Annotated in this window: 18 protein-coding genes and 1 other RNA gene; 7 read left to right on the top strand and 12 right to left on the bottom strand. The window is 46.8% G+C overall.

Annotated elements, in window-relative coordinates:
- The first annotated feature begins 10 nt into the window (after positions 1-10).
- Positions 11-886 (top strand): hypothetical protein, encoded by an 876-nt coding sequence (locus tag HZF10_RS15045; protein ID WP_176007049.1) that lies wholly within the window; start codon positions 11-13, stop codon positions 884-886.
- A 45-nt stretch (positions 887-931) separates the two neighbouring features.
- On the opposite strand, the gene HZF10_RS15040 is transcribed toward HZF10_RS15045, so the two are convergent.
- Positions 932-1,336: a hypothetical protein gene (locus tag HZF10_RS15040; RefSeq protein ID WP_176007048.1), complete on the bottom strand. Its 405-nt coding sequence runs from the start codon at positions 1,334-1,336 to the stop codon at positions 932-934.
- 122 nt (positions 1,337-1,458) lie between these two features.
- Here HZF10_RS15040 and HZF10_RS15035 point away from each other — a divergent pair, with 122 nt between their 5' ends.
- Positions 1,459-1,731, top strand: a complete 273-nt coding sequence (locus HZF10_RS15035) for a hypothetical protein (RefSeq protein WP_176007047.1) — start codon at positions 1,459-1,461, stop codon at positions 1,729-1,731.
- Between the two features lie 222 nt (positions 1,732-1,953).
- On the opposite strand, the gene HZF10_RS15030 is transcribed toward HZF10_RS15035, so the two are convergent.
- The 9 genes from HZF10_RS15030 to HZF10_RS14990 form a co-directional block, all read right to left on the bottom strand.
- Entirely contained in the window at positions 1,954-3,387 is a 1,434-nt protein-coding gene (locus HZF10_RS15030) for an MFS transporter (protein ID WP_176007046.1), read from the bottom strand.
- A gap of 215 nt (positions 3,388-3,602) precedes the next feature.
- Positions 3,603-5,852 carry a glycoside hydrolase family 3 N-terminal domain-containing protein gene (locus HZF10_RS15025; RefSeq protein ID WP_176007045.1) on the bottom strand — a complete coding sequence of 750 codons (2,250 nt, stop codon included), beginning with the start codon at positions 5,850-5,852 and terminating at the stop codon, positions 3,603-3,605.
- Between the two features lie 102 nt (positions 5,853-5,954).
- On the bottom strand, positions 5,955-8,252 hold the full coding sequence (gene bglX / locus HZF10_RS15020; protein WP_176007044.1) for a beta-glucosidase BglX: 2,298 nt from the start codon (positions 8,250-8,252) through the stop codon (positions 5,955-5,957).
- Between the two features lie 147 nt (positions 8,253-8,399).
- Complete coding sequence (locus tag HZF10_RS15015; protein ID WP_176007043.1) at positions 8,400-9,791, bottom strand: glucoamylase family protein; 1,392 nt, start codon at positions 9,789-9,791, stop codon at positions 8,400-8,402.
- Positions 9,792-9,794: 3 nt separating this feature from the next.
- Positions 9,795-11,162, bottom strand: a complete 1,368-nt coding sequence (locus HZF10_RS15010) for a glucoamylase family protein (RefSeq protein WP_176007042.1) — start codon at positions 11,160-11,162, stop codon at positions 9,795-9,797.
- 81 nt (positions 11,163-11,243) lie between these two features.
- Positions 11,244-12,674, bottom strand: a complete 1,431-nt coding sequence (locus HZF10_RS15005; protein ID WP_217703391.1) for a RagB/SusD family nutrient uptake outer membrane protein — start codon at positions 12,672-12,674, stop codon at positions 11,244-11,246.
- 5 nt (positions 12,675-12,679) lie between these two features.
- Positions 12,680-15,688 carry a SusC/RagA family TonB-linked outer membrane protein gene (locus HZF10_RS15000; RefSeq protein ID WP_176007041.1) on the bottom strand — a complete coding sequence of 1,003 codons (3,009 nt, stop codon included), beginning with the start codon at positions 15,686-15,688 and terminating at the stop codon, positions 12,680-12,682.
- Positions 15,689-15,925: 237 nt separating this feature from the next.
- Complete coding sequence (locus HZF10_RS14995) at positions 15,926-18,688, bottom strand: two-component regulator propeller domain-containing protein (protein WP_176007040.1); 2,763 nt, start codon at positions 18,686-18,688, stop codon at positions 15,926-15,928.
- 73 nt (positions 18,689-18,761) lie between these two features.
- Positions 18,762-19,979: an NAD(P)-dependent oxidoreductase gene (locus HZF10_RS14990; RefSeq protein ID WP_176007039.1), complete on the bottom strand. Its 1,218-nt coding sequence runs from the start codon at positions 19,977-19,979 to the stop codon at positions 18,762-18,764.
- Between the two features lie 199 nt (positions 19,980-20,178).
- Here HZF10_RS14990 and HZF10_RS14985 point away from each other — a divergent pair, with 199 nt between their 5' ends.
- From HZF10_RS14985 to ssrA, 5 genes are all read left to right on the top strand, one after another.
- Positions 20,179-21,390, top strand: a complete 1,212-nt coding sequence (locus tag HZF10_RS14985) for a serine hydrolase domain-containing protein (RefSeq protein ID WP_176007038.1) — start codon at positions 20,179-20,181, stop codon at positions 21,388-21,390.
- Between the two features lie 37 nt (positions 21,391-21,427).
- Complete coding sequence (locus tag HZF10_RS14980) at positions 21,428-21,808, top strand: hypothetical protein (protein WP_176007037.1); 381 nt, start codon at positions 21,428-21,430, stop codon at positions 21,806-21,808.
- Positions 21,809-21,842: 34 nt separating this feature from the next.
- Positions 21,843-22,253 carry a hypothetical protein gene (locus HZF10_RS14975; RefSeq protein WP_176007036.1) on the top strand — a complete coding sequence of 137 codons (411 nt, stop codon included), beginning with the start codon at positions 21,843-21,845 and terminating at the stop codon, positions 22,251-22,253.
- 181 nt (positions 22,254-22,434) lie between these two features.
- Entirely contained in the window at positions 22,435-22,980 is a 546-nt protein-coding gene (locus tag HZF10_RS14970) for a hypothetical protein (protein WP_176007035.1), read from the top strand.
- Between the two features lie 167 nt (positions 22,981-23,147).
- Positions 23,148-23,545, top strand: a transfer-messenger RNA (tmRNA) gene (gene ssrA, locus HZF10_RS14965).
- Positions 23,546-23,647: 102 nt separating this feature from the next.
- Here ssrA and HZF10_RS14960 read toward each other — a convergent pair.
- Complete coding sequence (locus HZF10_RS14960; RefSeq protein ID WP_176007034.1) at positions 23,648-24,277, bottom strand: alpha/beta hydrolase; 630 nt, start codon at positions 24,275-24,277, stop codon at positions 23,648-23,650.
- Positions 24,278-24,280: 3 nt separating this feature from the next.
- On the bottom strand, positions 24,281-25,216 hold the full coding sequence (locus HZF10_RS14955) for a ring-cleaving dioxygenase (RefSeq protein ID WP_176007033.1): 936 nt from the start codon (positions 25,214-25,216) through the stop codon (positions 24,281-24,283).
- Between the last annotated feature and the right edge of the window lie 118 nt (positions 25,217-25,334).

The following is a 25,334-nucleotide window of genomic DNA, read 5'->3' as shown; positions in this document are numbered from 1 at the left end:
AACAGTAACCTTGAGAAAACTTTTTTTTCTGATGCTGGCGATATTGCTGTGCCCAGAATATGACTTTGCACAAACGACAGATAGCTCGATTTCAAACACATCCGCTACTGCAACTGCACCTGCCACCGAATACTACACGGCCCACAACAAAGGCAAGTTCTTTATTTTTTGGGGCGGAAACCGCGACAGTTTCTCGGAATCGGACATCCGTTTTCACGGAAAAGACTACGACTTCACGATTTACGACGTGAAAGCACACGATAAGCCGAAAGGCGTACATGTCGATTACATCAACCCGACGCGTATGACGATCCCGCAGACGAATTTCAGGATCGGATATTACTTCCATGACAAATGGAACGCTTCGATCGGTGTCGACCACATGAAATATGTGATGACGCAAAACCAGCTCGTGAACATGACCGGCCATATCGACGGGCACGAACCTTTCAACGGTACGTATCACAACGATCCTATGTACATGACCGAGGACTTCCTCAAATTCGAGCACACCGACGGTTTGAACTTCATCAGTGCCGAATTGACGCGTGTGGACGACATCACCAAATATTTCCACGTAAACACCGATTGGATCCAGTTGAACACGCTGGTCGGCTTTGGCGGCGGATTTTTGTATCCGAAGACCAACACGACGCTTATGGGCATGCAACGCCACGACAATTTCCATATTTCGGGTTGGGGTGCCGACGTGAAGGCCGGATTGAACCTGACTTTCCTCAAGTATTTCTTCATCCAGTCTGAAGTGAAGGCCGGTTATATCGATATGCCGGACATCCGCACCACGTACAACGGCTCGGACCGCGCTTCGCAGCATTTCAATTTCCTCGAAAGGACGTTTGTCGTCGGAGGAATATTCCACATATAAAAAAGCGCCTTTCGGGGCGCTTCTTTATTTTATGCCGTTTGTGATTTAGTGCAGTTCGCGAACCGTTATCTGGTTCTCGCCTTCATTGTTTTTCCAATAATCACCTACGACGTGAATTTTGTCGCCTTTCTTGACTTCCTTGTATTGGGAATGGTCTTTTAGGTTCGAATGACTTACCGTTACGAAATAGTTTTCTTTTGAAGCGGTTTCGATCTTGGCCGTATAGCCGTCTTTTCCGAAGTTGATTTCGGATACGGTTCCTTCTACCGATTCGGTTTTCATCGCGGGCTCGGCCACTTTGTCGATCGTATCCTGATGCGGCTCACGGATTTTTACGACTTCGGTGCCGTCTTCCTTGATTTCTACTTTCTTATGTGTTTCGCAAGAGGAGAAAGCGATTACCGCCGACAGCATCGCGAGGTTCTGTATATTCGTTTTCAAAGCATTCATTTTTTGGGGATTTTAGTTGTGACAATTTACGCAGACCACCATGATTTTCCAAAACATAACGTTAATAAAATCGTGGCCGGGATTAAATTATCGTAAATTAGGATGAACTAAAAACCCGTATCATGAAAAAACTCCTGTTCAGTCTGTTGGTGGCGATGGCGTTCACTTTCGCGTCCCAGGCACAGACCACGACCCAAAAGACCAAAGTCGAGAAAAAAGGTGCTACGACCAAAGTTGAGAAAAAGACTACTGTCACCACTAAAGACGGCAAAACTGTGACTTCTCAAGGCGTCGTCCTTAAAAAAGATGGCACGCCAGACAAGCGCTACAAACAGAAAGTCCACGTCAAAAAAGACGGCACTCCAGACAAACGATACAAGGAGAACAAAAAATAAGCGCTGCGATTGCAGCGTTTTTCATTTCCTAATCATATGGCGCTTTTTCCTACATTTTGATGTCCAAGCTTGCACTTCATCGAAAACTGAAGCGTACTTTCCTGAGTTCCATCGCGCTTTGCTATTTTAGTAAAGCCATTCAATAAACTTTTAGTAGGGTTTAAAAATAAAGGGTTTGCACAATTTGTACAAACCCTTTGGCTTTTTATGAAATCGGACGAATTAGTGACCGCCGCCTTCGATTCTTCCTAAAGTAATTCCTTGAGCTTTCAAGATGCTCGGCACTCTCCAAGCATAGAACGCGAGATATGCGAAACACACGACACCTACTATGTAGCTTGTCTTGATGTCTACGGCATCCGCTACAAGACCTTGTGCCATACTGATCCAGCCACCGCCCATAATCATCATGATCAGGAAGTTACTGCCTTGGTTCGTGCTTTTGCCTAATCCGCTGATCGCAAGCGCGAAAATACACGGCCACAGCGTCGAACAGAACAACCCGACACTTGTAATCGCGTAGACCGAAACCATTCCGCTGGTTGCCATTCCCGTGAAAAGTGCGACAATACCAAGAACCGAGAAAATCAGTAACATTCGCGCAGGATTTCCTTTAGACAAAATATCCGCAACGATCATCACAATGATAATCACGGCATATACATAGAATGGAGACAAATCGTGTTTCATGATTGCGTTAACGCCCAAGAATACACCGAATGCCAAATATGGAGCGACAATTTTAAGTACTTTTTGTGTACTTGGATTACTTGTGAACGCTTCGACCGCGCCCGTCCAACGACCGATCATCAAACTCGCCCAATAAAGCGAAACGTAAGGCGCGACGTCTTTCGTGAGGAATCCCAAATCTTTTTCAAGGTAAGCCGGCATATTCGAAGCAGTAGAAACCTCGACGCCGACGTAAACGAAAATCGCGATCATTCCCATAACCAATTGCGGATAAGTCAACGCCGAACGCAATTTGTTTCCGGAATCCGACACCACTTCTTCTTCCACTTCCGGTTGATTTGGCAGCGAAGACATCTTAAGCATTGCCGCAACAAGCAAGAAAGCCGCTCCAAGAATCAAGTATGGTGTTTTCACGTCTTCGATGTTCACGGTCGTATTTCCTGAATCCGGAGAACCGAAAAGCGCAAAACTTACAAGCAAAGGCCCGATAGTCGTACCGAAGTTGTTCACTCCACCGGCAAGAGTCAAACGCTGAGAACCTGTATTCGATGGTCCGAGCGCGATCGCAAGCGGGTTGGCCACGGTCTGCTGAAGCGAAAATCCGAGTCCGACGATGAACAATCCGCTAAGCATCAACGGAAACGAGCCCGTATTGGCCGCAGGATAGAACAAAAGCGTACCAAGTGCCGAAATCACGAGCCCAAGCGCAAGCGAATTCTTGTAACCCAAACGGTTCACGATGTCGCTTTTCATCGCATACGAAATGCCCAGATAAATCAGCGAGCCGACCGTATACGAAATGTAAAATGCCAACGAAACGAGCTGGCTCTGCACTTGAGTGAGGTCAAAAGCCTTTTTGAAAACGGGAATCAGGATGTCGTTGCTCGCCGCGACGAATCCCCAGAAAAAGAATACGGTCACCAGCGGTATGAACTGGCCCCATTTGGTTTGTGTTCCGGAACTCATAGTTAAGGATTAAGGGTTTAAAGGTTTGTTATTGTTAATATTATTACCTCATTTTTAATAGGTTCGCAGTTTCGAGGCATAAAATTTCATAAATATCATTTTTAAATGGCGAATCCACAAGATACAAGTAGGCAAGTTATCAACGAAATCGATTTCAAAAGCCCAATTAAAACGTTTTCGCAGGTTTTTAGTCGGATTTCGAATCGACTTCGCCTCTACTCGGCCAATTCGAATTTCGCGTTCAGGTCGGCTGTAGAACTTCCGCCTACAAAAACACTGAAATCACCTGCTTCGGCCGAGAATTTCATATCGAGTCCGTAAAATCGTAAATCGTCCGAAGTCAATTCGAAAGAAACGGTCTTCTTCTCGCCTTTCTTGAGCGCGACTTTCTGGAAACCTTTGAGTTCACGCACCGGACGCGTCACCGATCCGACCTCGTCTTTCACATACAATTGCACCGTTTCCACACCATCGTAATTTCCGGTATTCGAAACCGTCACCGAAATCGCAAGTTTTTGACCGAATCCGATCTTGTTAGACGACAATTTCAAATCTGAATAGGCGAACGTCGTATAACTCAAGCCATATCCGAACGGGTACAAAGCCGAATTGTCGACATCGAGATAACGCGACTTGAAGCGCTGTTCGGGATCTTTCGGCCCCAAATACGGGCGTCCCGTGTTTTTCGCATTGTAATACAACGGCAATTGCCCGACATTCCTCGGGAAAGAAACCGGCAGTTTCGCGCTCGGGTTGTTCTGTCCGAAAAGTGTTTGCGCAATCGCGTCGCCTCCTCGCGTTCCCGTCCACCAGGTTTCGAGGATGGCGTCGATATTTTGGTCTTCCCATGAAAGTGTGAGCGGACGTCCATTCATCAAAACCAGAACTATGGGCTTTCCAAGTTTTTTGAGTTCCATGAGGAATTCCTTCTGGATTCCGGGCAAATCGAGGTTTGTACGTGAAGCCGCTTCTCCGGACATGTTTTCGAGTTCGCCCATCACGGCTACGATAACGTCGGCGTTTTTGGCATTGTCGAGCGCTTGTTGCAAGCCGTCGCGCTTGTTTCCTTCGATTTCGACACCTTTATCGAATGTTACTTTAGCTGAATTGCCGAGCAATTTCTGTACGCCTTCCTTCACGCTCACAGCATAACCCTGACGATCGCCAAGTGCGGCCCACGATCCTATGATATGGTAATCGTCTTCGCACAGAGGCCCGACGAACGCGATTTTCTGTTCTTTTTTAAGCGGGAGCACATTTCTGTCGTTCTTCAACAGTACGATCGATTTTTTGGCGACTTCCAAACTTGCTTCCAAAAATTCCGGTTTGTAGATCGTTTCTTTTTCGCGTTTGGCGTCTGAATAGCGGTACGGATCTTCGAACAATCCCAAATCGTATTTCACGTCGAGCACGCGTTTACATGCGTCGTTTATCGTTTCTATCGATACTTTTCCTTCATCGTACGATTTCTTCAAAGTCGTCATGAACGTAGCACCGACCATGTCCATATCGAGACCGGCATTGATCGCGAGTTGGGCCGCGTCCTGGTCGTTTTTGGCGAATCCGTGCGCGATCATTTCGTTGACGCCCGTGTAATCGGAAACGACCATTCCGTCGAAATTCCATTCGCCTTTAAGGATATTTCTCAAAAGATGTTTGTTCGCCGTAGACGGAACGCCCGAAATCTCATTGAACGACGCCATGAACGTTTTCACGCCCGCTTCGGTCGCAGCTTTGAATGGCGGCAGATACGTTTCGCGCAAGACCCGTTCGCTCATGTCGACCGTGTTGTAATCGCGACCCGATTCGGCCGCACCGTAAGCCGCGAAATGTTTGGCGCACGCAAGTACGGTGTTGGCTTTCGAAAAATCGGAGCCTTGAAAACCGCGTACGTTGGCTTTTGCCATCTGGATTCCCAAATAGGTGTCTTCGCCCGAACCTTCGGAAATGCGTCCCCAACGGGCGTCGCGCGCAATGTCGACCATGGGCGCGAACGTCCAATGCACGCCGGCCGACGAAGCTTCAGCGGCAGCAACTTTTGCCGCCAATTCCACAGCCGACGGATCGAAACTCGACGCCATTGCCAAATTGATCGGGAAAATCGTCTTATAACCGTGAATCACATCGAATCCGAACAACAACGGAATCTTGAGACGCGAATTTTTCATGTTGATTTCCTGGATCTTGCGCGTGTTTTCGGCTCCGTACGCATTGAGCACAGAACCGACTTTACCTTGCTCGATGCGCGTGATGTAGTTTTCGCCTTGCTTCGGACCGGTTATTGTGCCGTCTGAGGAAAATTGCACGAGTTGGTAGATTTTTTCGTCTACGGTCATTTTGGCCATGAGTTCGGAGACGAATTCAGCTTTGGGCTTGATTTTCTTTTGTCCGAAACCGATGAAACCGATTAGAAGGACACTTACGGAGATGCAAAACCTGTTTTGAAGAATAGATTTCAATTTCATGATTTTTTATTTTTAAAACGATAAGGGAGTTAAGAAAATTAAGTTGCTGTGCACAAAATCTTAACTTCCTCAACTCCCTTAATGGTTCAAATTATTTGACTGTTATTTCGTCAACTCGAAATCGACTTTCATGTCGGCGTTCGAATTCGTCCCAACGAAAGCCTGGAAAGCACCCGGTTCGGCCACGAATTGCAGATCGGAATTGTAGAATTTCAAATCTTCTGCAGACAGATTGAACGTCACCGTCTTCTTCTCGCCTTTTTTAAGGAACGTTTTGTTGAAACCTTTAAGCTCGCGGACCGGACGCGTCACCGAACCTACAAGGTCGCGGATGTACAACTGCACGACTTCGGCACCGTCGTAATTCCCCGAATTGGTCACATCGACCGAAACCGTGAATGTATCGTTCATGCCGACTTTGTTCGACGATATTTTCAGATTCGAATACTCGAACTTCGTGTAGCTCAAACCAAATCCGAACGGGAATAACGGCTCGTTGCGTTCGTCTATATAATTGGAACGGAATTTCTCGAATTTACCTTCTTTGTTCGACAACGGACGGCCTGTATTTTTGGCACTGTAAAAAATGGGCACCTGACCGACGCTTCTCGGGAAAGAGGTTGTCAACTTACCCGACGGATTGACTGCTCCGAACAACACATCCGAAATCGCATATCCTGATTCTGAACCCGAAAACCAAACGTCGAGGATAGCGGTAGCCGATTTTTCCTCATCGACCAAAGCCAACGGACGACCATTGAAAAGCACTACAACCACAGGCTTACCCGTCTTGACCAACGCCTGAAGCAAGTCTTTTTGGGCTTGTGGTATTTCGATATTGGTGCGGCTTGAGCTTTCTCCGCTCATTTCGGCAGATTCACCGATGGCGGCTACGATCACGTCGGCTTGGCCTGCAATATCCAAGGCTTCCTTGAGCAGGACTTCAGGTGAACGGCTGTCGCGATGAAGCGTTTTGCCGAACATCGTGGCATTTTCTTCGAACTTGGCGTCGTAATCGAGGTTGCTTCCTTTGGCATACAGGATTTTGGCCGAATTCCCGGCAACGGCTTTCATTCCCGCCAAAAGCGAAATGTTATCGTTCATGCGTCCGGCGACGCTCCAGGTTCCGCCCATGTTTTCTTTCGCGTCGGCTAACGGTCCGATCAAAGCGATCGTTCCTGATTTTTTCAACGGAAGCGTTTGCTTGTCGTTTTTGAGCAATACCATCGATTCTGCGGCTATCTTGCGTGCGATATCACGGTTCGATTTGGTAAAGATTTCAGTTTTGGCGCGATCGAGGTTGCAATATTTATACGGGTCTTCGAACAATCCGAGGTCGTATTTCGCTTCGAGAATCAACCTACAGGCATTGTCTATTTGCGCCATCGTGACCTTACCTTCATCGAGCGATTTTTTCAACGTAGTAAGAAAGCCTTCACCTACCATATCCATCTCTACTCCGGCGGTCAAGGCCAAAGCCGAAACGGTTTGCAAATCGCCCATTCCGTGTTCAATCATTTCAGGAATTCCCGTAAAATCGGTGACGACAAAGCCTTTAAAACCCCATTGCTTGCGCAAAACGTCGGTCAAGAGCCATTTGTTTCCGGTTGCGGGAATTCCGTCGATTTCGTTGAAAGAAGCCATTGCAGAGCCGGCTCCCGCATCGAAAGCGGCTTTGTACGGCGGGAAATATTCGTTGTACATACGGATGTGGCTCATGTCGGTCGTGTTGTAATCACGTCCAGCTTCGGCGGCTCCGTATAATGCAAAGTGCTTCACGCACGACATCATGGTCGTTCCGGTCGAATAATCTTTTCCTTGATAACCTCGCACCATGGCTTCGGCTATGCGGCTTCCGAGGTAAGCATCTTCTCCGGAACCCTCGGCGATTCGTCCCCAACGCGCGTCTCTGCAAATGTCGACCATTGGCGAAAACGTCCAGTTAATACCGTCGGCCGTGGCTTCGCGAGCGGCGATCTGTGCGCTTTTTTCGATGGCGGCCATGTCCCAACTGCACGACAATCCGAGCGGAATCGGGAAAACGGTTTCGTATCCGTGGATTACATCCATACCGAAAATCATCGGGATGTGCAGTCGGCTTTTTTCTACGGCCAGTTTCTGTACATCGCGGATCTTGGCGACCGTCTTGATATTGAACAAGCCGCCGACTTTGCCTTCCTCGATTTTTTTGGCAATGTCCCAGCTGTTGGATTGTCCTGTGGTGATGTCGCCCGAAGTCGGTAAATTGAGTTGTCCGATTTTTTCGTCGAGCGTCATTTTGGACATGAGCTCCGATACGAATTCGGCTCTTGGTTTAATCGTCGTTTTCGTCGCTTTCTTTTTCTGAGGATAAGCCGTGACGGCCACCAGAAGCGAAAGTGCGATCAGTTGTCTTTTCATTATGTGTGTCTTTTTTGATTTTTATAAGGCGTGAATGCAAAAGTAGATAAAGGCCGGATCAAAACTGCTTCCAAGGTTCCCTCAGTGGTTCCGACCGAGGAAACCGTTGAAAACAGAAATCAATAAAACTAACCCAAGCCTTTCGACTTAAAACTTATACTTACCCGAGTGGAACCCGAGCTTCAGCAATCCGGAGCGCACTTCGGGAGCGTTCATGAACAGTTTCCACAGCAATCCGGTGCGATAGTTTTCAATCATGGCGACCATCGGACCTTGATCGATGGCCAGATATTGTTTGGCGGATGCCTTGTTTTGGCAGCTTATGGCGTCGTAAAACCCGGCAACTCCCCACGATTCCTCGTTGTGGTTTTCGTAAAAGTTGTGCATGGCGGCAATCGATTCTTTCGGCAAGTACACGATTGAACTTACGGCCGCTGTAGGCGAAATGACGCCGTGGTCGTTGCTTGGCATATGGGCGTTGTAGCCGACGCGTTTTTTGGAATCGTAACCGATCGTTCCTTCGGCGTTTATCGAATACGATGCGGTCAATCCCCAATAATCCGGGCCATAGCATTTGAATTTCTTCGGATTCTTTACGCAGTATTCGTAATCGATCTTGACCTGATTGTAATTCACATCCCAATAATTCGCGTATTTGTCGGACAATTGGTTCGGATCCAATCCTACATAGGAATAATGTGCCCAGAAAAGCGGACCTCCGAAATCTTGGGCGCCGTTGTGTTTGAGCAGTAACGGCAGTCCGTACATTTTTTTGTCGGTCACGATTTTGCCTTTGCGCGCCCAACAATCGTGGTACACCGACGCGTCGATCGAATGATTTGGCGAAGAAGCCGCCAGCACGTAAGTAATCATCGTTTCATTATAACCTTCGAGCGGAAAATTCATTTCCCAATTGTACTTGGGCGACCAATGCCAATAGAGTTTTTGCTCTTTGTTGGTATACCAGTTGAAGTCGACACCTTTCCAAAGCGCGTCGTATTTTAAGGCAAGTGCTTTTTCACGTGCATTTCCGTCCTTAAAGAATTCGCGTACGCAGATGATGCCTTCGCACAGGAAAGCGGTCTCTACCAAATCGCCTCCGTTGTCTTTCAATCCGAAAGGCACGACTTTACCGTTGTTTCCGTTGATCCAATGCGGCCATGCGCCGTGGAAACGGTCGGCCTTCTCAAGAAAGGAAGCGATTTTTTCCAAACGCGTAAGCCCTTCTTCGCGCGTGACGTATTTCTGGTTTATTCCGGCCAGGATAGACATAAGCCCAAAGCCAGAGCCTCCGGTGGCTATGATGTGGGAATCGTTTTCGGGATAATATCCGTCGGGGAAAAATCGCTCGCGCGCCAATCCGGAGTTGGGTTCGGCATAATCCCAAAAATATTTGAACGTTTGTTTTTCGACCAAATCGACAAGCTCGTCGTCTGTAAGCTTTTCAACGTGTTCGTTTGACTTCTCATCCGAAACAGTTTGCGTTTTACCAGAGCAGCAGGCCAGAAATATCAAAAGAAATCCTATCGTGTGCTTCATGGCTCAGATTCCGTATTTAGATGAGTGAAAACCCAATGTCTGTAGCCCTTGACGCACTTCGGGAGCGTTCATGAACAGCGACCAAAGCAGTCCGGTGCGGTAGTTTTCGATCATGACGATTTCGGGTCCTTGATCGATGGCCAAATATCTTGGGGCGGTCCAATTGAAATGCTTGCTGTGCGCGTCATAAAAACCAGCCGGCCCCCAAAGTTGTGTGCCGTAGTTTTCGTAGAAATTGCGCATTGCCGCCATAGATTGGGTCGGCGTATAAACAATCGAACTAATGGCAGCCGTAGGTGAAATCACACCTTTATCGTTACTTGGCATGTGGGCGTCGTAGCCGATAGTACCGTCGTTGTTTCTGCTATATGATGCGGTCAATCCCCAATAATTGGCGCCATATCCGTTGTATTGGTTCGGATTGGCCACGCAATAATTGTAATGGATCATGCTGTGGTTGTAGTTCACGTCCCAATAATTCGCGTATTGGTCATTGAGTTGGTTTGGATCCAATCCCAAATAGGAATAATGCGCCCAAAAAAGCGGACCGCTGCTGGCTTCGGCCCCGTTGTGTTTCAAAATCAACGGAAATCCGAAATAACTCGCCGAAGAGGTAATTTGCCCGCTCCTTCCCCAACCTTGGTGATAAGGTTCGGCCGTGATGCCATGCGTTGGAGACGATGCCGCTAGCACATAAGTGATCAGGCATTCGTTGTAACCTTGTAGCGGAAAGTTCATTTGCCAGCCGTAATTAGGCGACCAATGCCAGTACAATACGTTTTGTCCGTTTCTGTACCAATCCCAATCGATGCCTTTCCAAAGGTTGTCGTATTTAGTCGCCAAAGCTTGTTCTTCGGCTGTCCCGTTCTTGAAAAATTCGCGAACCGTTATCATTCCTGAAGCCAGGAAAGCGGTTTCTACCAAGTCGCCTCCGTTGTCCATCGTCCCGAAAGGGATCACATCTCCGTTGGTTCCGTTCATCCAGTGCGGCCATGCACCGTGAAAGCGGTCGGCGGTATTCAAAAAATCGGCAATCTGGTTGAGCCTTGCCAAGCCCTGAGTTCTTGTAATGTAGTTTTGGTTGATGCCGGCCAGGATAGCCATAAGCCCAAAGCCCGATCCTCCGGTAGTGACGATGTTCTGATCGTACGATGGGTCGGACGGAATGTAACGTTCGCGCGCCATTCCTGAATTCGCTTCGGCATAATCCCAAAAATACTTGAAAGTTTGTTTCTCGACCAAATCCAAAAGCTGAGCGTCCGTGAGCGGTGTCCCGGGATTTGTAGGCTCGGTTGGAGATTGGCCGGAAGGCGCATCGGATGAAGAGCAACTCAAGAAAGTCGCTACAAGGATGCAGAAAAATTTATTCATGTCGTGTTGTTGATAGAAAAAAAGGCCCCATTCTAAAATTGGGATATTAGAACAGGGCCCAAAACAAATTAATGAATGCTATTAATAACCGGTATTCTGCTCGAGAACACCGTTACTCAATTGGATGGCGTCGTTAGGAATCGGGAAAACCTCGTTCTTGCCTGCCTGGAATCCAAGTGGTCCGAACACTTCTGTACCACGCCCTTGACGTACCACGTCGAAATAACGGTCGATGCTCTCCATTGCCAATTCGGAGCGTCTTTCTCTCCAGATGGCCTGACGGATAGCGGCTTGGTCGGCAGAATCGAAATCGTCGAGACCAGCGCGGTTTCTCACGCGGTTCAACGACTCAAGTGCCTGAGACGTATTTCCGGACTCGTTCGCGGCTTCGGCGTTGATAAGCAACACTTCGGCAAAACGCATCAAACGTACATTCTGCTCTGAACCTTCTGAACAACCAGGTCCGATCTGGCCTGAAGGCACGTACGATTTTTGGTTGTACATAGGATTATCACCTTCGAGCGGAATGAAATCCCCTTCAGGGGTCGTTTCTCCACGGAAAACAATCGTAGCGTCACGACGAACGTCGCCTGCCTCGAAAGAATCGGCAAGATTCTGCGAAGGAACGTTGAAGCCCCAACCCAACAATCCGCGTACACCTTGGGTTTGTGAATACTGGGAATTTGAAATATCGCAGTTACCCGCAACGTAAGAAGCCTGAGATTCGAAAACAGATTCGATACTGTTCTCGTTGGCAATGCGGAAAACGCTGTTGTAATCTGGCAAGAGGTCATACCCCATACCCATGACTTCGTTAGACAACGTCAACGCTTGACTCCAGTTTTGTTGGTAGAGATACAATTTGGCCAAATAACTCTTAGCGGCTCCGGAAGTAGCTCTTCCCTTATCTGCTCCCGAATAAGTTGGCGGCAGGTTTTGGGCCGCGAACTGCAGGTCTGCGATAATGAAAGCGTAAACCTCTTCTTTCGTGTTTCGCGGGATGTTATAGTTGCCATCGGCAGGAAGACCGTCGTAAATCGGCACGCCTCCGAACGCCCTTACCAAATACCAATAGTGGAATGCTCTCAGGAAACGCGCCTCGGCGATGAGACGGTTCTTAAGGGTTTCATCCATAGAAATCGCAGGAACTTTGGTGATGACCTGGTTGCAACGGTTCACGCCGTTCCATTGGCCTCTCCACCAAGAATCGATCTGGACTTGGGTTTTGGTGAACGTAAAGTTGTTGTAATCGTTAAAGAACGAAGCGTCACCAACAGAACTCCCTTTTTCTGCATCGTCTGAAGCGATAGAGAAAATGAACGACGGGAAAGCGGAAACTTCCCATGAGCGCAAGTTCGCATAAATGGCATTTGTTCCTTCTATCGCGTCTGCTTCTGTTTGAAAGAAGTTTTCGGCGGGAATGGAATCTTCCTTGTCGAAATCCAGATAATCGTCATTACACGACGTCAGGGAAATCGCAAGTGCGGAAAATAATATTAATGTCTTTTTCATAATTTTTAGAAATTTAGATTCAATCCAAAACTGTACACAGCCGACAATGGATATACGTTGTTGTCTATACCTGCGTTCTCAATGGACTGGTTCCCCAGCTCAGGAGAGAATCCGTTATACTTGAAAGAAGTAACAGGATTTTGGGCACTTAGGTAAAACCGAAGCCTGTCTATTTTGATGCGGTCCAAAAACGACTGTGGCAAAGTATATCCTAAAGTTATATTACGAATACGGAAATAATCGGCACTTTCTACATAGAATGAACTTGGACGCGATGTCTGCTGGTCTGTATTAGGCGCTTGATATGAATTGGATGGATTTGTAGGACTCCAGTGGTTGTCCACGAAATCCTGATCCCAGTTTTCGTTTCCGAAACGCGTATTCCTGTTGAAGTTATAAATTTCGCTTCCGGCCTGTCCTTGGAATTCCATTGCAAAATCTACGTTAGCATACCCAAGATTAAAACCGAAACCGTATGTGATGTCTGGAATCGGGCTTCCAAGGAACTTCTTGTCGTTGTCGTCAATCACGCCATCGGCATTTTGGTCCTTGAAATAGAATCCGCCTACGGGAACTCCGAATTCGGCTGCTTCTTCGGCATTTTGAGCTACACCTGCAACCTGGAAACCATAATATGAACCAATTTCCTGACCTACTTCCCATCTTTTGATGGTGTTACCGAACAAGCCAGGTCCCGTATTCAGGAACGAACCGCCGAGTACTTCGGTAATCTCATTGTCGATAGTGGTCAGGTTACCATAAATGCCATAGGTAAATTTATCACCGATCTTATCGTTCCAGCGAACGTCGAACTCAAATCCTTTGTTCACGAACGTTCCGGCATTTGTATAGAAAGACGAGCCTAATCCGGCCTGAGAAGGAATAGAAACACTGAAAACGGCATCTTTGGTTTCCCTGTTATAGTAGCCTGCTTCTACGGAAAGGCGATTTTTAAGCGATCTCAGTTCAAGTCCGAAATCAGCCTCGGTAACCACTTCCCAATCAATTGTCGGATCCACCAATTGTGTAATTGAGGTAGCGTTCGAGATGATGGCTGGCGTACCAAAAGCTACGCCGCCAGGAATGGTTGTCGCGGTTTCGTCAAATTGGCGTGTAATCGAAGCATTGCCCAATCGTCCCCAACTTCCTTTGAGTTTTAAGAAATCAAGCCCTGAATTTGCCATGAAACCTTCTTTGGAAATAATCCATCCGAGCCCTACCGAAGGGAATGTAGCCGTTTTTTGGTCGCCGTCAAAATTATAGGCAGAGGCTCCGTCACGTCTTACCGTCGCACTCAAAAGATACTTGTCGTCAAAGGCATAGTTCAACCTGCCGAAGTATGACTGATACCTCACTTTATCTCCCGTTGAAGTAACATCGGCGCCCGTCGTACTGTTGCTGAGGTAAAGCGAAGAATCGTCACCAAAAAAAGGCACATTGAGCTTGCTTCCCGTGAACGTGAACGATCTATCCTGCTGACGGCTGTAACCTCCTAACAATGTGAAGCGATGCTTGCCGATCTCGCGATCGTAGGTAAGCGTATTTTCCCAAAGCACACTTTCGGTCTCGACGGCAGTATTGGTAAGCTTGCTTGGCTGCAAAGTACCAGTAAACGAAGTGAATTCGGGAGTATAGGTGTAGCTGAAAACATCAGAAACGTCGCGGGAATAACTCATTTTAAATGTAAGGCCCTTAATTATGTCATATTCACCGTAACCCGACATTAAGGTACGAGTACCTTTGCTTTTTCCGCGGAAGAGATCAAGGGTTTGACGCGGATTTTGATTCCCCGCATCGCCCAGGGCTGCTTCAATTGCAGGATCGTCAAGGTGACCGTAGCTACCGTCCGCATTGTAAACCGGGATAACCGGAGGCGCAGCAATTGCTCGGTAAATAGGGTTGGCCGCGTCGTTACTGTTCGACTTCGAGTAAGCGATGTTCGTTCCGATACGAAATTTGTCGGTAACATGGAAAAGACCGTTAAATCGCGTCGAAATTCTCTTGTAATCGTCTCCGGAACTGATTCCTTTACCCGCATCGAGAATACCTTCCTGAGTGAAATATCCCAAACCTAGATTATACTGGGCTTTAGCCGAACCTCCTGAAATGCTTAGATTGTGCGTTTGGGTAAATGATTGTTTTTTAAGTACTTCATCCAGCCAATCTGTATTAACACCGTTAAAGTCGGCCAAGTTTAGCTGATTATCCGGATTTGTATTTCCTTCGTAAGCGAGTTTTTCGTTAAACAAACGCACATAATCGGCCGAATTGGCCATGTCCGGAACATCCGTAGGAGTTGAGAAGCCCACATTTGTGTCATACTGCAGCTTGATACGTTCCTCGCCTTTCTTACCCAATTTGGTTTTGATCACGATAACGCCGTTCGACGCACGGATACCATAAATAGCCGAACTCGAAGCGTCCTTTAAAAGACTCATCGATTCGACATCATTAGGATTGAGATATGAAATGTCTTTAGTCAACACACCATCCACTACATACAAAGGAGTACTGCCTGCAATACTGCCAATTCCCCTAATGGCTATTCCAGGCGCTTCTCCTGGTTTTCCTCCATTGGTGACAACTACTCCCGCAACCTTACCCTGAATAGAACTAATCGGATTCGCATTTGGCCGATCCCGTAATTCCTTTTCGTTTACTACCGCAATCGCACCGGTAATGTCGGCTTTGCGCTGTGTGCCGTACCCGACAACGACAACTTCATCGAGAGCCGTAGCCGAAACCGCCATTTTGATGCTCATGCCCTCGGCAGCAGCCACCGTTTGCTCGAGGTAGCCGATAAACGAGAATTTCAACGCATCGCCAGTTTTGGCATTTACTGCAAAATTACCGTCTATATCGGTAACGGTAGAGCCACCCGATGTCGTATTATTGATACTGACGCCGGGTAGAGGAAGACCGTTTTCATCGACGACCTTACCCCTGATCGCTTGGGCATTGGCAAATGCAGGAAGCATGAGCAATGCCAAACAGCAGAAAATAAAATTTCTCATATTTATTTGTTAAAAGTTAGCAGGACTAATTTAGGTATTTCAAACGTTATAGTTGTCAACACAAGCTCACTACACTACTACATCAATTTGTTAAAATAAATTGATAAAATATTGATTTACAGTAAATTAATATTGTTAAATCTTTACCATTACTTGCTAACAATGATGTAGCGTTGATGTATGGGGAAATCCCAAAAAACAAAGCCTAAAAATGTGAAATAAACAATTGCCGTGCGCTTAAATTTCGAGCATGAATTTAGAAATGCTCTCCTCAGCCGCCAATCCGAGTTTTTTGCGAAGGCGATAGCGGTGAAGTTCTACCCCGCGGAACGAGATATTCATAAGAGGCGCGATCTCTTTAGACGACATATTCATGCGCAGGTAGATGCTCAATCGTATGTCTTTGGAAGTAAGTTGAGGATAGCGCTTTGACAGGTTTTTGATGAATTCATTGTGCACCTGGCTCAGGTTCGATTCGAACGATTCCCATTCGTGCTTATTGACGGCGTTGAACTTGATGACTTTCTTGATATCCGATTTCAAACGCGAAATATTGCTTTCGGAATCGAGAATCTTTTCGATATTTTCTATCATTTCGCTTTGCTTGGCGATCGATAGCGATTTACCTGCCACTTGGGACGATTTCGACTGCAACTCAAGCTCGAGGATGTGCTTTTCATATTCCTGGACATTGAGCTCATTTTCGCGCTTGAGTTCCATCTCGACGATTTCCCTTTGGTGGCGCAACTCTTCTTCCTGTAACTGAAGCTTTTGATTGGTACGCAAATGGTTCCAGCGATAGTACAAAAGGAAGATCACGGCAATCACGATAATGTAGATGAGAATCATCCAAAACGAGATATACCAAGGGAATTTGACGTAGAAACTGTACTCGGCAAGCTTGGAATACCGCGTGCCGTCAAAAACATAAATACCGATGTCCTGGTTCCCGCCCGTAAGGTTGTTGAGTACGAGCTGTCCGTTGTGGATGCGTTGGTACTCGTCGGAACCGTTGCGCCTGAAATACAGATTGGGCCTGCTGTAACCGAAATATGACGAAATCACGTGAAGCTCGACGGGCTGGCTGTTTTTTATCACGGTATTATCGGTAATCAACTCGCCTTCGTAAAAACCTTCGACCTTCATGTCGTCTGGCGGCAATGTCTTTGCGCTGGGTTTGTACGAAATGAATCCGTCGTCGAGATTGATGTAAATCTTACCTCCTATCTTATACGCTTTCGTGTTTTCGAAAATAACTTTTCCTTGATAATACTTTTCCGGGATCAGCTTCCAATCGAAAAGATTACCTTTTTGCGTAATCACATACAGCAACCCCGATTTTTCGACGATAAAACTTTCCTCATCAACCGGGATGATGTCCGAAATATCTTTAAAAGTCCTGTTGAACGTCTGGTCTTTGACGAGCTTTCCCGAAATCGCATCGTAGGTGTACCACGATTTATCGATCAGGAACAACAACTCGTTCCGGTATCGGAATATCTTGACACCGAAATCGTTCTTCAACCCATTTGCCTGCGAGACGTTTTCTACTTTTCGCGTATTGAAATCCTTGTCGTACGTGATGCGATACAGGCTTTTATAGTTGTCTGCCGCCCAGATTTCTCCGGGTTTGTTCTGTTCCAAATTGCGCACGGGCTTGGTAAACCGCGGCAGGATTTTATACGAAGACAAATCATTGATATCTCTATACCAAGCGATTCCCGCATAATTGGCTTGGAAATACACGCCATCGAAGTCGCTCTTGAAAAACTTCCATCCGCCGTTGACGATGTTTTCCTTGACCAGATTATGTCCGTCGAAAACGAACGTGCCGTCATTATGGCCTACAATAAATTTATTGTCGATGCCGTAAATGTCCCAAACCTGGCCTTGGGAATTCGGAACCGGTTTCAACTGGGAATCCCGATAGGTAAAAATACCGTTGTTGGTCACAAGCAAATAACCACCGTTCATAGGCGAAAGCGCATAAACCGAACCCATGACGCCCGAACTGTCCGAGAAAACGTCTACAGGCGAATTGATTTCGACATGGGCGATACCGTTGTCCAACCCAATCCACAGATCATTCTCCTTGTCGAGCGCGAGAGAAAGGATCGCATTGTTCTTGAGTGAGTTTTCGCGGCTCAAATGCCTGTAGGAACCGTCGGTGAAATTGACGAGGTACAAGCCCTGAAGTCCCGTTCCTATTGCCAAAGTGTTGTTTCCGACGAATTTAGCCGAAAGGATGCTGTGGTTTTTCAGAGATTGGTTGAGCATATGGCTCCATGCGACCAATCCACCGTTTTGTTCAATAAAAATCCCGTTGTTTTTTGTGAACACGTAAATGCGTCCGTCGTGCATTTCTATGTGGTGGATGACGTCGTTCTGGATTGCCGTCCACTTTTCTTTTTTGCGGAATCCGTTTCCTTCAAGTACAAAAACGCCGTGACGCACGGTGGCCGCGTAAACTTTATCGCCTACTACGTAACAATACGAGATTTGGTGCGGAAAGCGCTTCTTTTCTATTTTTCCGTCGGCGGAAAGAATAAAAATCTCATTGAACGACTGGAAATAAATCGTATTGCCCAATTTGAAGATTTTCCAGATCTCTTCATTGTCGTTGGCACCGAAACATTTGGCGTTTTCGGCGAGAGAAGAATAAACCATTTGGCCTTTTATCCTTTTCCAGTAACCGAAATCGTTGTAAGAACCCGTATAAACCTTGTCGCCATCGGCCATGACCGAACGTATGATGCTGCGGTTGGGTAACGTATACCGCTCCCATTTCACACCGTTATACCGCAGGAAATAATGATTGTTGGCCACATACATGGCGTTGTCGCCTCCTTGGGTGATGCTCCAAACCTGGTTGTCGCCGTTGTATTCGGATTTTACGAAGTTCTCGACAAACGGCAACAAGCTCGCACCCGGAATATCCTGGGAGCGGCCAAGCAGGCAACAAAAAAACAAAGGCAATAAAAGCAGGCGGGAACTATTCACTATAAGGTCGAGTTTTAGCCAAATATAAACAATAGCTAAAAAAAAATGCTTCCGTTTCGGGAAGCACTTCTTGTTATTCTTTATGGGTTTCGAGCGGATGGACGTAATCTTCGAGATAAGCGAAAGCCGGCGTAAGATGTCCGTCGCTGGTAATCAAAGCTCTTTCGAGTACGCCCTGCTCGTCTGCGTTGAAAAATGCGGGAACGACGTGTTCGAGAAACATTTCCCCAAAACCTTCGCTCGCATCTTTCGGAAGTTCGCAAGGCAAGTTATCGACAGCCATCACGACCACCGCCGACGGATGGAACACATCGACTTCCTTGTGTTCAGAAGCCGAATACCCGTAAATCGGATCGGCTATCGTAGAAGCGCGCAACGTACAAGCCACCGGACCGTCCACATCGCACGAAATATCGGCCACGACGCGGATGTTGTTATCGGGTTTCTGCAGCATTTCGCGCGTCAGGATCACGGGCGCGCCGTTGCCGTAAAAATGTCCGGCCATGAAAATATCGGCTACTTTCGAAAATCGCTCGAAATCGGATTCATATTGTTCAGGATGAGCGTAAAAATCGTGTTTATCTAAAGTTTTTCGGTCGATTCTCTTGTTGTAATCCAACACGTCGATATGGGTGTAAACCGGATCTGAATATTTCTTGTTGAGGAAATCATCGGGCGACACTTCCTTGATCTTTACCGAATCGAGAAAATGTTTCGCACCCTTGCCTACTTTGCCGAAACCGGTCAAAACGATTTTGATCGGAGGCAATGTGACGCGCTTAACGCGGGCCGTCATTTCTTCCTGGCCGTGCAACGATTCCGCTTTGGGCAAGTTGAACAGCTCGAACTTGAGTCCGAACGCACGCAAACCGTTGTAAGCGCCGACGATTCCTGCATAACGCCCGAAACCGATCAGGCGTACATGGTTTTTATCGACGATGGTTTCGTGGTCGTACAAATCGATTTTCTTATCGAGGATGGCCTGCAGCAATTTTTGGTTGTGCGGCTGTTTTTTGATCGTATGCGAAAAGAAAAAGTACTTCTTGTTCGGGACAAGCGCCTCAACGGGAACTTCCTTGACACCGATGAACACGTCGCAATCGGAAACGTCTTCGGTGACTTCGAATCCTTTATCGCGGTATTCCTGGTCGGTAAACACGCGGATCGGCGAACTCTCTACTTTTATTTCGGCTTGGGGAAAGCGGTTCTTGAATTCCAGAAGAGCGTCCGGGCTGAATACCACGCGTCTGTCTGGCGGGTTCTTGCGTTCCCTGATAATGGCAAATTTCATGATGGGGATATTTCGACGCCAAAAGTAAGGTTTACGAAAACGATGTCAAAACTTTTTTTATCCACAATAAACCACGCGATTAATTATTGAATTACAAGGTATTAATGCATTTTATCGAATAAGTTTAGAAAATCATTAACAAAGCGGTTTGTCTGGGAAGTTTAGGTTTGGTTATATTTGCTTTTATACTTTTTTTGAAATGATTTCGCGGATCAAACTCCACTTCACATACTGCATTTTAACCGTTTTTTTGCTCGTCGGATGCAAGAAAGAGACGCCCGTTGAAGGCGAATCCCAAGCTTCGGAAATTACCGATACCTTGCCGCACATCGAACCTTACAAAATAACAGGACCGAAACTTTCGCTTGCCTTTAAAGGGAAAAAACGCGAGACGATCGAACATTTCGTAGACAAAAACTGGAACGAGGAGCGCGACAACCTGAGCATGATCGTAGTCAAGAACGGCCAGATCGTTTACGAGAAATACATGGGCACGGCCGACAAGAACCGCAAGATCGAAATGGACGAGCACACGCCTTTGCACATCGCTTCGGTTTCAAAAGTACTCACCGCGACGGCAACTTTGATATTGATCGATGCCGGAAAAATCGAACTCGACCAAAAAGTTAGTACGATCCTTACCGATTTTCCGTATCCCGACATTACGGTGCGTATGTTGCTCAACCATCGCAGCGGGCTTACCAATTACGCTTATTATGCCGACCGTAAGGAGATTTGGGACAAGAAACAGGTGTTGACCAACCAAGACATTCTCGATCTTTTCGTAAAGTTCAACACGCCTTTGGATCGCCCCGCCGACCGGAGTTTCGCGTATTGCAACACCAATTACGCCATGCTTGCGCTGATTATCGAGAAAATCACGGGTTTGAAATATCCGGCGGCCATGAAGCGCATGATTTTCGATCCGCTTGGCATGAAGGACACGTTCGTGATGGATTACGACAAGGATCGCAAAAACGTCGTGCCTTCGTATAAAGGAAACGGTGTCGAGATCGGCATGGATTTCCTCGACGCGGTTTACGGCGACAAGAACATCTACTCTACGCCACGCGATCTGATGAAGTTCGACATGGCGCGTTATTCGCCCGATTTCCTCAATCCCGACCTCATCAAACAGGCTTACGTCGGTTACAGTTACGAACACAAGGGTGAGAAAAACTACGGTTTGGGAATCCGCATGATCGAGTGGGTCACGGGCCAGCATTTTTACTTCCACAACGGTTGGTGGCACGGCAATACGTCTTCGTACGTGAACCTCAAGAAAGAGAAAGTCATGATCGTCGCGCTTTCGAACAAGTTTTCGAGAAAGCCGTATATGGTACGCAAACTCGCGCCTTTGTTCGGCGATTATCCGTTTAAGAAAGACAAGGACGAAGAAGCGCTCGAGTAACGCAGCTATTGTGAAATATTGATTTAATTGCACGAAAATGAAAAACAAACTATTTCGTTCCTTTCTTCCGATCATTAGTGTTTTGCTCGTCGGCTGGATCGGTTTGCAGGACGATACTTTCACTTACAGTCGTGGCAAACAAAAAATCACGCTTGAGCTGGAAAACAAGGCAAAACAGTTGCATTGGGGACAAAAGACAAAACTTCATTTCCGGTTTGAGAACATCGATCCGAAACGTTTGTCAAGCGCGGCGCCCGGTTTACGATTCATCAACAATCCGACCGAAAAAGAATCGTTGTTTGAAATCGTACCCGAAAAAAAATACCTCAAGAAAGACACGTTGAACCTGCACGTGATGTATCGCGAGGAAAACGATTCCGTGTGGGTGCATATTTTCCGAATTCCGATAAAAAACTGATTACACGATGAATAGAATCTTATTTTTCTTGTTAATGATTGGACTTCCTGTCTTTTCACAAACGTCGGGACGCGATCCGCAATACCAGATCGATTATGAAATGGAACTCAAAAAACCTGGAAGTTTCATTGGGATTTCTACGTTCAAATCGCCTTCGGAACAAGACAAATCCAACTGCAAAGGTCTAAAGGGTGTGCGCATCCGCCTTACCAACGGAGACAATTTGATTTATGACAATGTAGCCGTCGATTGCGGGCCTTATGCGCCAAACCGCGCCAACGTCAAGGCTTCTATCCTGCTGACGCCCGAACTCGAAGCCAAACTCGACGGTCAGGAAATCGTCGAATTCACGTTGGGCAATCTCAAAACGCCTGTTACATTCAAGGAAGACAATGAAAATCTCAAAGTTTTGCTGAAATTGGTAAAGGATGAAAGTGGGTTTTAGTGAGGTGAAAGTGATTGGTGAATGGTGAATGGTGAGATGTGAAATGTTGCATGTAAAATGTGTCGTTTTGAAGAGACTCATGTTAATATTCGTATTGTCGGTTGTAAGTTGCCATAATCCAAGGTTTGAGAATAATGATGGTGAGACAGCGACGCAAATTCTTGATTCGACCGAAAAAGTATTGGACACAATCCGATCGGGAGTAAAAGAAGAAGAGGTAGAAATCGATTCTTGTACGAACGAAAACTACCGGTCGATACTTCGTGAAATACCGGATCGATCGACAAATGCTTACGAATTGACGATTACTTCCAAAAACCACAAACTTCAACTCAATACGTTTTTAGATGTACGGCCAAAGATGTCGCGGATAACCTATTGCAACGATCTGTGCACGGTAGTCGGTTTTGCTTGCGGCGGCCCTTGTTATTCACGGGTTTTCGTATTTACCGATAAAAATCGTCCGCAAGAACAATACGAATACGCAGTGCAGGCTAAAAACAGCATCAATTTCATTTCGCATATCGAAGACGAGGATTTTGAACATTTGATCATCCGCAACTTATCGAACAGTAAAACAATGACTGTCGATGTGCCCGACATGAACCTTTGGGTTTACGGACAGCCCGATTCAATAATCGTCAAAAAGCAGATTTTAATGCTGTATTATCAAGCTAAAAACCAAAAACAGGTTTCAAAAAGAGTAAGCCTAAAACCGATATTGTAACGATCACATATTAATTTTCGCTTTTCACATCTCACATCTCACATCTCACATTCTACATTTCACATTTCACCATTCACTTTTCACCATTCACTTTTCATCGCATTTCACAAATCTTCCCCAACCCCTTTCACCTCTCAACTTTCCAACGTACATTTGCATCCACTTATGGGGTCGACTGGTTTTGACAGCAAGACCAATTGATCGGTAAGCACGTCGTGAAGGCAGCAATTCACGTTAATCCCGAGCTGCAACACTTTTACACGGCGAATCTAATTACGCTTTGGCTGCTTAATCTGAATTAAAGTAAGATTAATCCACGTCCGTACAAGGTACGGAGGCTGAATTCTCCCCTGTAGCCTTGGTTTGTGGCGACAGTTTACGGAGAACCGTAAAAATAGACCTAGAAGGTTTCTTGCTTCGCGGAACCTTCGAAATTTAAGAAGCTAAGTAGCGGATGGCAGTTTCCGGCCTAGTTCGCTAACGAAAACCCAAGCGGAAAATAAACGTGTAGAAAGCCCATTGATTGCTTGTTTGGACCCGGGTTCGATTCCCGGCGATTCCACGAAAACGGGGAGATTCAAAGTCTTCCCGTTTTTTTGTACCCAAAATCGAACGCATAAAAAAACCTGCCCCAAAAGCAGGTTTTTCAGCAATTGTCTGTTGGTAATCAGGATTTAAAATTTTCTATGAACCAATCCGAAGCGAGCTGCATGTCCGATTTGGAAAGGTTATGTCCCATAGGCAACTCGTAAGCCGAAACGTCGAATTTGGCGTTCTTGAGCATACTTATATAGCGTTCTGTGGCGGTCGGATCTACGGTCGGATCGAGTTTCCCCGAAGTGATCAAAACCGGATGGCTTACTTCAAGCGTCTCAGGATATTTGTCCGCGAAAGGCTGCATCGGACGCAATAAAATCGCACCTGCCAAAAAATCGGGATACATCACCAAAGATGCACCGGCAATATTGGCTCCGTTCGAATAGCCTAGAGCGATCAGTCTGGTCACATCGAAACCTTTTTCAACCGAAAGCTGCTTCAGGAAATGCACGAGTTCGGACGTCCTGAACTCGAGATCCTTCTCGTCAAAAATGCCCATCCCGAGGCGCTTGAAGAAACGCGGCATGCCGTTTTCCATCACATTTCCGCGAACCGACAACACGTTGACGTCGGGTCCGAAGAAATCGGCCAAAGGTAAAAGATCGTTCTCGTTGCCGCCTGTGCCGTGCAAAAGCAGCAAGGTGTAAGCATCTGGCTTGGCAGAAGCTTTATACACATATTTCAAAGAGGCAAATTCCATATCTCAGTTTATTGGAGTAAGATGTGCGGCGATTTTCTCGCGATGCGCTTCGTATTGGGCCGGAAGTTTCAAGCCTTTTCCGAGGTCTTCGAGCTTCTCGTCTACCATGAATCCGGGATTGTCGGTCGCGATTTCGAACAAGACGCCTCCCGGTTCACGGAAATAAAGCGAATGGAAATACTGCCTGTCGATTTGAGGCGTGATGCTCAATCCGTGGGCTTCCACCTTTTCGCGGAAAGCCATAAGCGCCGCATCGTCCTTAACGCGGAAAGCCACGTGATGGACGCTTCCTCCGGCCACAAGACCGCGTTCTTCTGCAGGCAATTCGACCAAGTCTACGATCGCGGCATTTTCGACCGCATCGGTAGCGTAACGGTAACGGTTCACTTCCTGGGCGACGAGTTTATACCCGAACACTTCGGTAAGCACGGCGGCCGTAGCGGTAATGCTTTTAAGCGACAACGTGATGTTGTGGAAACCGCGCGTGGCGACATTGGCCTTTACCTCATCGGTTTCCCAAGGTTTGCGTGTGTCGTTGGCGTTTTCGGTCAATTCGAATTTGAGCCCGTCGGGATCGAGGAACGTGAGGTAGCGTTCTCCGAATTTCTCGGCCGGCTTGTTATAGATGACGTTATATTTCTCGAAGCGGTCGATCCAGAAATCGAGGCTGCCTTTTGGTACGGAATACCCGATTTCGGTCGCCATCCCGGAGCCGCGACGGCCTTGTGCGATACCGCTTCCCCATGGGAAAAACGTAAGGATCGTACCTGCGCTTCCCACTTCGTCACCGAAGTAGAAATGATAGGTTCCGGGATCGTCGAAGTTCACGGTTTTCTTGATGAACCGAAGCCCGAGCACTTTTGAATAGAAGTCGAAATTGCGTTTGGCGTCACCGGCGATGGCTGTGATGTGGTGAAGTCCTAAGATTTTATTTTCCATGATGTTATAGCTTTAATTACAATCCAAAATTACGTCTGTATCGCGTGCCGTGCATTGAACTAGGACAAGTAATTATTGCGCGTTTCGGCTAATAAAAAAAGACCTCCGCGATCGGGAG

It is taken from the genome of Flavobacterium agri, from assembly GCF_013401995.1.
Lineage (GTDB): Bacteria > Bacteroidota > Bacteroidia > Flavobacteriales > Flavobacteriaceae > Flavobacterium > Flavobacterium agri.
This window is presented reverse-complemented; position numbering and strand designations above follow the sequence as displayed.

What these genes read in the sequence shown, in the direction of transcription:
- HZF10_RS15040 (WP_176007048.1), bottom strand. Translation starts at nt 1,336, where the DNA reads ATGAATGCTTTGAAAACGAATATACAGAACCTCGCGATGCTGTCGGCG.
- HZF10_RS14960 (WP_176007034.1), bottom strand. Translation starts at nt 24,277, where the DNA reads ATGGAATTTGCCTCTTTGAAATATGTGTATAAAGCTTCTGCCAAGCCA.
- HZF10_RS15015 (WP_176007043.1), bottom strand. Translation starts at nt 9,791, where the DNA reads ATGAAGCACACGATAGGATTTCTTTTGATATTTCTGGCCTGCTGCTCT.
- HZF10_RS15010 (WP_176007042.1), bottom strand. Translation starts at nt 11,162, where the DNA reads ATGAATAAATTTTTCTGCATCCTTGTAGCGACTTTCTTGAGTTGCTCT.
- HZF10_RS14955 (WP_176007033.1), bottom strand. Translation starts at nt 25,216, where the DNA reads ATGGAAAATAAAATCTTAGGACTTCACCACATCACAGCCATCGCCGGT.
- HZF10_RS15030 (WP_176007046.1), bottom strand. Translation starts at nt 3,387, where the DNA reads ATGAGTTCCGGAACACAAACCAAATGGGGCCAGTTCATACCGCTGGTG.
- HZF10_RS14990 (WP_176007039.1), bottom strand. Translation starts at nt 19,979, where the DNA reads ATGAAATTTGCCATTATCAGGGAACGCAAGAACCCGCCAGACAGACGC.
- HZF10_RS14980 (WP_176007037.1), top strand. Translation starts at nt 21,428, where the DNA reads ATGAAAAACAAACTATTTCGTTCCTTTCTTCCGATCATTAGTGTTTTG.
- bglX (WP_176007044.1), bottom strand. Translation starts at nt 8,252, where the DNA reads ATGAAAAGACAACTGATCGCACTTTCGCTTCTGGTGGCCGTCACGGCT.
- HZF10_RS15025 (WP_176007045.1), bottom strand. Translation starts at nt 5,852, where the DNA reads ATGAAATTGAAATCTATTCTTCAAAACAGGTTTTGCATCTCCGTAAGT.
- HZF10_RS14985 (WP_176007038.1), top strand. Translation starts at nt 20,179, where the DNA reads ATGATTTCGCGGATCAAACTCCACTTCACATACTGCATTTTAACCGTT.
- HZF10_RS15000 (WP_176007041.1), bottom strand. Translation starts at nt 15,688, where the DNA reads ATGAGAAATTTTATTTTCTGCTGTTTGGCATTGCTCATGCTTCCTGCA.
- HZF10_RS15035 (WP_176007047.1), top strand. Translation starts at nt 1,459, where the DNA reads ATGAAAAAACTCCTGTTCAGTCTGTTGGTGGCGATGGCGTTCACTTTC.
- HZF10_RS14975 (WP_176007036.1), top strand. Translation starts at nt 21,843, where the DNA reads ATGATTGGACTTCCTGTCTTTTCACAAACGTCGGGACGCGATCCGCAA.
- HZF10_RS15005 (WP_217703391.1), bottom strand. Translation starts at nt 12,674, where the DNA reads ATGAAAAAGACATTAATATTATTTTCCGCACTTGCGATTTCCCTGACG.